5 protein-coding genes and 1 pseudogene are annotated in these 5757 nt (G+C 72.6%); 3 read left to right on the forward strand and 3 right to left on the reverse strand.

The annotated features are described in order from the left end of the window. Both B7L92_RS02350 and B7L92_RS02355 read left to right on the forward strand, forming a co-directional pair. Positions 1 to 875: pseudogene (locus B7L92_RS02350) on the forward strand (molybdopterin-binding protein); the annotation flags it as partial. After that, positions 872 to 1969, forward strand: coding sequence for a potassium channel family protein (locus B7L92_RS02355; RefSeq protein WP_081235840.1), 1098 nt, complete (start codon positions 872 to 874; stop codon positions 1967 to 1969). The pseudogene B7L92_RS02350 and the gene B7L92_RS02355, both read left to right, overlap by 4 nt. 139 nt (positions 1970 to 2108) lie before the next feature. On the opposite strand, the gene B7L92_RS02360 is transcribed toward B7L92_RS02355, so the two are convergent. Together B7L92_RS02360 and B7L92_RS02365 are read right to left on the reverse strand one after the other, a co-directional pair. Then, positions 2109 to 2957 carry an ABC transporter permease gene (locus B7L92_RS02360; RefSeq protein WP_081235841.1) on the reverse strand — a complete coding sequence of 283 codons (849 nt, stop codon included), beginning with the start codon at positions 2955 to 2957 and terminating at the stop codon, positions 2109 to 2111. Then, on the reverse strand, positions 2954 to 3976 hold the full coding sequence (locus B7L92_RS02365; RefSeq protein WP_081235842.1) for an ATP-binding cassette domain-containing protein: 1023 nt from the start codon (positions 3974 to 3976) through the stop codon (positions 2954 to 2956). The genes B7L92_RS02360 and B7L92_RS02365 overlap by 4 nt, the downstream gene beginning before the upstream one ends. A gap of 308 nt (positions 3977 to 4284) precedes the next feature. On the opposite strand from B7L92_RS02365, the gene B7L92_RS02370 reads away from it, so the two are divergent. Continuing rightward, positions 4285 to 5268, forward strand: coding sequence for an NAD(P)H-quinone oxidoreductase (locus B7L92_RS02370; protein WP_081235843.1), 984 nt, complete (start codon positions 4285 to 4287; stop codon positions 5266 to 5268). A gap of 50 nt (positions 5269 to 5318) precedes the next feature. Here B7L92_RS02370 and B7L92_RS02375 read toward each other — a convergent pair. Next, a partial coding sequence (locus B7L92_RS02375; protein WP_081235844.1) for a hypothetical protein occupies positions 5319 to 5757 on the reverse strand: 439 nt, incomplete at its 5' end.

The following is a 5757-nucleotide window of genomic DNA, read 5'->3' on the forward strand; positions in this document are numbered from 1 at the left end:
CGCAGCGAGCACGGGCGCACCGACGCCACGGGCCGTCTGCACGTCACCGCGGCCGCCGGAGCACCGCACACGGTCACGCACGGCCAGGACATCCGCCCCCGCGGCCAGGAGTGCCGCAGCGGGGACCAGTTGCTGTCCGCCGGCACCCGGACGACCCCGGCCGTCCTGGGCATGGCCGCGGCCGCCGGGTACGACACGCTCAGCGTCGTTCCCCGTCCCCGCGTCGACGTGTTCGTCCTCGGCGACGNNGGCTGATCCGGGACGCGCTCGGCCCGATGCTGCCGCCCTGGCTGCGCGCACTCGGCGCCGAGGCCACCGCCGTCCGCCGGATCGGCGACGACGAGGACGCGTTGCACGAGGCGCTCACGGCGTCCGACGCGGACGTCGTCGTCACCACCGGCGGCACCGCCGCCGGCCCGGTCGACCATGTCCACCCCACGCTGCGCCGCATCGGCGCCGAACTCCTCGTGGACGGCGTCCAGGTGCGCCCCGGCCACCCCATGCTCCTGGCCCGTACCCGGGAGAACCAGCATCTCGTCGGCCTGCCCGGCAACCCCCTCGCCGCCGTCTCCGGCCTGCTCACCCTCGCCGAGCCCCTGCTGCGGACCCTCGCCGCGCGCCCCGCCCCGGAGCCGTACACGTTGCCGCTGCGGGACGCGGTGCAGGGACACCCGTACGACACCCGGCTCGTTCCCGTCTCCCTGCGCGGCGACCGGGCCCTGCCGCTGCTCTACAACGGCCCGGCCATGCTGCGCGGTGTCGCGGCGGCCGATGCGCTCGCCGTCGTACCGCCGGGCGGGGCACGGCCCGGCCAGGAGGCGGAACTGCTCGATCTGCCCTGGGCCTCCGGGGGAATCGGGGTGTGTTTCACGTGAAACTTCCGGGTCAGGACGCCATCGCCCGCCAGGCGGACGAACATCTGGTGACCCATCGGGTGAAACTCCCGAGGAAGATGGTGGAGCATCCGATCCGCCAGGTCGTCAAGCGGCTGTCGATGGCTCTGCTGGTGCTGGTGGTGACGGCGTTCATCGTGTACGCCGACCGCGAGGGCTACGCCGACAACTCCGACGGGTCCGTCGACCTCCTCGACGCCTTCTACTATGCAACCGTCACCCTCTCCACCACCGGGTACGGCGACATCACGCCGGTCAGCGACGGCGCCCGTCTGACCAACATCTTCGTCATCACGCCGCTGCGCGTGCTGTTCCTGATCATCCTGGTCGGCACCACCCTCGAGGCCCTCACCGAACGCACCCGGGAGGAGTGGCGACTGAACCGCTGGAGGTCCACGTTGCGCGATCACACCGTTGTCGTCGGGTTCGGCACCAAGGGCAGGTCCGCGATCAAGACCGTCTGCGCCACGGGGCTGCGGAAGGAACAGGTCGTGGTGGTCGACCCCAGCGAGAAGGCGATCGACGCGGCCGCGGTGGACGGCTTCGCGGGAGTGATAGGTGATGCCACGCGCAGCGAGGTGCTGAAGCGGGCCGAGGTGTACCGGGCGAAGCAGATCATCATCGCCACGCAGCGCGACGACACGGCCGTGCTAGTGACCCTGACGGCCCGCCAGCTCAACCGGAACGCGAAGATCGTGGTCGCCGTGCGCGAGGAGGAGAACGCGCCGCTGCTGAAGCAGTCCGGGGCCGACGCGGTCATCACCAGCGCCAGCGCGGCCGGCCGGCTGCTCGGTCTGTCCGTGCTCAGCCCCGCGGCCGGCATGGTGATGGAGGACCTCATCCAGCAGGGCACGGGGCTCGACATCGTCGAGCGGCCGGTCATAAAGGCCGAGGTGGGCAGGACACCGCGCGAGGTGGACGATCTGGTGGTGAGCGTGCTGCGCGGGCACCGGGTGCTCGGCTACGACGATCCGGCCGTCGGGACGCTGGAGCTGACGGACCGGTTGATCACGATCGTACGGGTGACGCCGGGCACGCAGGTCGCGCCCGACATCCGCCCGCTCCCCCGGACCTGAGCACGGCCCGCGGGTCCGGCGGCCCGCGGGTCCGGCGGCCATGCGTTCCCGGTGGTCGTGCGCGCGCTTCCGGCGGTCGTGCGTTCCCGACGGTCGTGCGTTCCCGGCGGTCGTGGAGCCGTGTCAGGCGCGGCTGCCGTCACTTGCGGTTGTAGAGCCGCATCGTGATCGGCCCGAAGACCAGCACGAACAGGCCCGCCCACCCCAGCGACCAGGCGATCTCGTCCGCCGGCCAGTCACCCGCCATCACTCCGCGCACCGCGGACGCGAGGTGGGTGACGGGGCTGTTGTTGACGAACGCCTGGAGCCAGCCCGGCATGGTCCTCGGGTCGACGAAGACGTTGGACAGGAAGGTGAGCGGGAAGATCACCATCATGCTGACGCCCATCACCGACTTCTCGGTGCGCAGCATGAGCCCGAACATCGTCCAGATCCACGAGAACGCGAACGCGAACGCCACCAGCAGCGCGATGCCGACGAGCACGCCGGCGACCCCGCCGTCGGGCCGGTAGCCGAGGACCATGCCGACGGTCAGGATCACGACGGACGCGATGGTGTAGCGCAGGGCGTCGCCGAGCAGATAGCCGACCATCGTCGACGGCCGCCAGATCGGCAGGGTGCGGAACCGGTCGAAGACGCCCTTCTCGATGTCCGTGTTGACCGAGACACCGGTGTACATCGTGATCATCACGACCGACATCACCAGGACGCCCGGCAGCAGGAACTGGATGTACTCCTTCGGCGACCCGGCCAGCGCCCCGCCGAACAGGTAGGTGTACATCAGCACCATCATGATCGGGAACGCGGTGACGTCGAAGAGCTGCTCCGGCACGTGCTTGATCTTCAGGACCGCGCGCCAGCCGAAGGTCATCGAGGCCGACCAGGCGCTGGGCCGGGGCGGGCGCTCCTCGGAGACCAACAGCTCGGCGAGGGAATCGGCGCTGACCGGGGCGAGTTCGGTGCTCTCGGTGGTCGTCGCGGTGCTCATGCAGCCACCTCGTCCTTCGGGTCGTGGGAGCGGCCGGAGCCGGGTGCGTGGGTGTCGTGGCCGGTGAGGGCGAGGAACACCTCGTCCAGACTGGGCTGGCCGAGGGAGAAGTTGTCGACGGTGACGCCGGCGCGGGCCAGTTCGCCCAGCGCGCGGGCGGCCTGTTCGGCGGCGGTGTCGTGGCTCGCGGCCGTACCGAGGCGGGCGGTCAGCGCCACCGGGTCGGATTCGTCCTGCACCTGTGCGTCGAGGACGCGGCGCAGCAGGTCCGCGGCGAGCGGCCGTTGATCGGGGTCCCGCAGCCGCAGATGGACGGAGCCGGCGCCGACGGACGCCTTCAGCTCGCCCTTGGTGCCCTCGGCGATCACCCTGCCGTGGTCGATGACGGCGATCCGGGACGCCAGCTGGTCGGCCTCGTCCAGGTACTGGGTGGTCAGCAGCACGGTCGTGCCCTGGGCGACGACCGCGCGCACGATGTCCCACACCTGATTGCGGCTGCGCGGGTCCAGACCGGTCGTGGGTTCGTCGAGGAACAGCAGGTCGGGGGTGTTGAGGATGGACGCGGCGATGTCGATGCGCCGTCGCATGCCCCCGGAGTAGTGCTTGACCTGCTTCCCGGCCGCTTCCGTGAGCCCGAAGGCCTCCAGGAGCCGGGCGGCGCGGACGCGGGCGGCGGACTTGCCGTGCCCCAGGAGCCGGCCCAGCAGGACCAGGTTCTCGGTGCCGGTGAGGTCCTCGTCCACGGAGGCGTACTGGCCGGTGAGGCTCACCCGGCCGCGCACCGCGTCGGCCTCGCGCACGATGTCGTGACCGAAGACATGGGCTTCGCCGCCGTCCGGACGCAGGAGGGTGGCGAGCATCTTCACGGTGGTGGTCTTGCCGGCGCCGTTCGGTCCGAGGACCCCGTACACCGTGCCGGCCGGTACGGCGAGGTCGACCCCGTCGACGGCCCGGGTCTCACCGAAGGTTTTGACCAGGCCGGCGGTCTCGATCGCCAGGCCGGACGTCTGCGTGCTCATGCTTCGGGTCCTTCCGCGTGCGTGGGCTACGCCAGGAGAGACCGTCGCCGTCGTGCGAACTCATCGCTCCCGCACGCGCTCTTCCCGCGAACCGGTCCCACGGCCGACGCGGACCCCGCCCCCGGGAGCGGGACGCGCGACCCGGGCCCTCCGTCCCGGCCCGGGAGTCCCGACCCCGGGAGTCCTTCCCCGGAAGTCCCGGCTCCAGGAGCCTTTCCCGGAAGTCCCGCCCGCAGAAGCCTTTCCCCGCAGCTCCGTCCCCGGGAGTCCTTCCCCGGAGCCCCGGCCCCAGGAGTACCGTCCCCCTCATGCATGCGATCACGATTCCCGAACCCGGTGGACCCGAGGCGCTGGTGTGGGACGAGGTCCCCGATCCCGTGCCCGGTGAGGGCGAGGTCCTGGTCGAGGTGGTGGCCGGGGCCGTCAACCGGGCCGACATCCTCCAGCGGCAGGGCTTCTACGACCCCCCGCCCGGCGCGTCCCCGTACCCCGGCCTGGAGTGCTCCGGGCGGATCGCCGCGGTCGGACCCGGCGTGGGCGGATGGGCCGTCGGCGACGAGGTCTGCGCGCTGCTGGCCGGCGGCGGTTACGCCGAGAAGGTGGCCGTCCCGGTCGGTCAGCTGCTGCCCGTCCCCGCGGGGCTCGACCTCAAGCGGGCGGCGGCGCTCCCGGAGGTCGTCTGCACGGTCTGGTCGAACGTCTTCATGGTCGCCCACCTCCGTCCCGGCGAGACCCTCCTCGTGCACGGCGGCTCCAGCGGCATCGGCACCATGGCGATCCAGCTCGCCAAGGCCGTCGGTGCCAGGGTCGCCGTCACGGCGGGGACCAAGGAGAAGCTGGACCGCTGCGCCGAACTCGGCGCCGACATCCTGATCAACTACCGCGAGCAGGACTTCGTCGCCGAGCTGGAGCAGGCCACCGACGGCGCCGGCGCGGACGTCATCCTGGACAACATGGGGGCCAAGTACCTGGACCGCAACGTCCGGGCCCTCGCCGTCAACGGCCGGCTCGCGATCATCGGCATGCAGGGCGGCGTCAAGGGCGAGCTGAACATCGGCGCCCTCCTGCGCAAGCGCGCCGCCGTCAGCGCGACCTCGCTGCGGGCCCGGCCGCTGGAGGAGAAGGCGGCGATCGTGGCGGCCGTACGGGAACACGTGTGGCCGCTCGTCGCCGACGGCCACGTCCGTCCCGTCGTCGACCGGGAGATCCCGATGTCGGACGCGGCCGCCGCCCACCGGGTCGTGGAGGACAGCGGTCACATCGGAAAGGTGCTGCTGGTCGTGGCGGACTGAGCGGCGTCGGCCGTGGGGCCCGGCCCGGGGGCGACCGCTCCCGGGCCGGGTCAGGACAGGCCGCCGCCCTGGCGCATGCGCAGCGCGACGATGGCGAGCCCCAGACCGAGGCCGATGAGCATCAGCCCGCTGCCGAGCGGCAGGATCCGCAGGACGGGCTCGACGGGGCGCTCGGCGCTCGTGACGGAGTCCGGCGCGGACGTCCGCGGCGGCGCGGAGGACACGGGAACCGCTTCCTGCGACGCCGGCGCCCGCGGGGCGGTGTCGTCGTCCCCCTCGCGCGGTGCGTCGGGCCGGCCGCCGACGCCCGCCGCGTCCGGCCTCCCGGCCTCGGCGTCCGGACCCTCGCCGTCCGCCTCGCCCGGGGCGTGCCCTTTCCACTGCCACGTGTCGCGCGGAGCCTCCTCGGCCGTCTCCCGCCGCCCGGGCCGCTCCCGCCCCTCCCCGGCCCGGCTCCCGGCCCGGGACGGTTCGCCGGGGGGAGGGGGA

The sequence above is a fragment of the Streptomyces viridosporus genome (assembly GCF_002078235.1).
Classification (GTDB): domain Bacteria; phylum Actinomycetota; class Actinomycetes; order Streptomycetales; family Streptomycetaceae; genus Streptomyces; species Streptomyces viridosporus.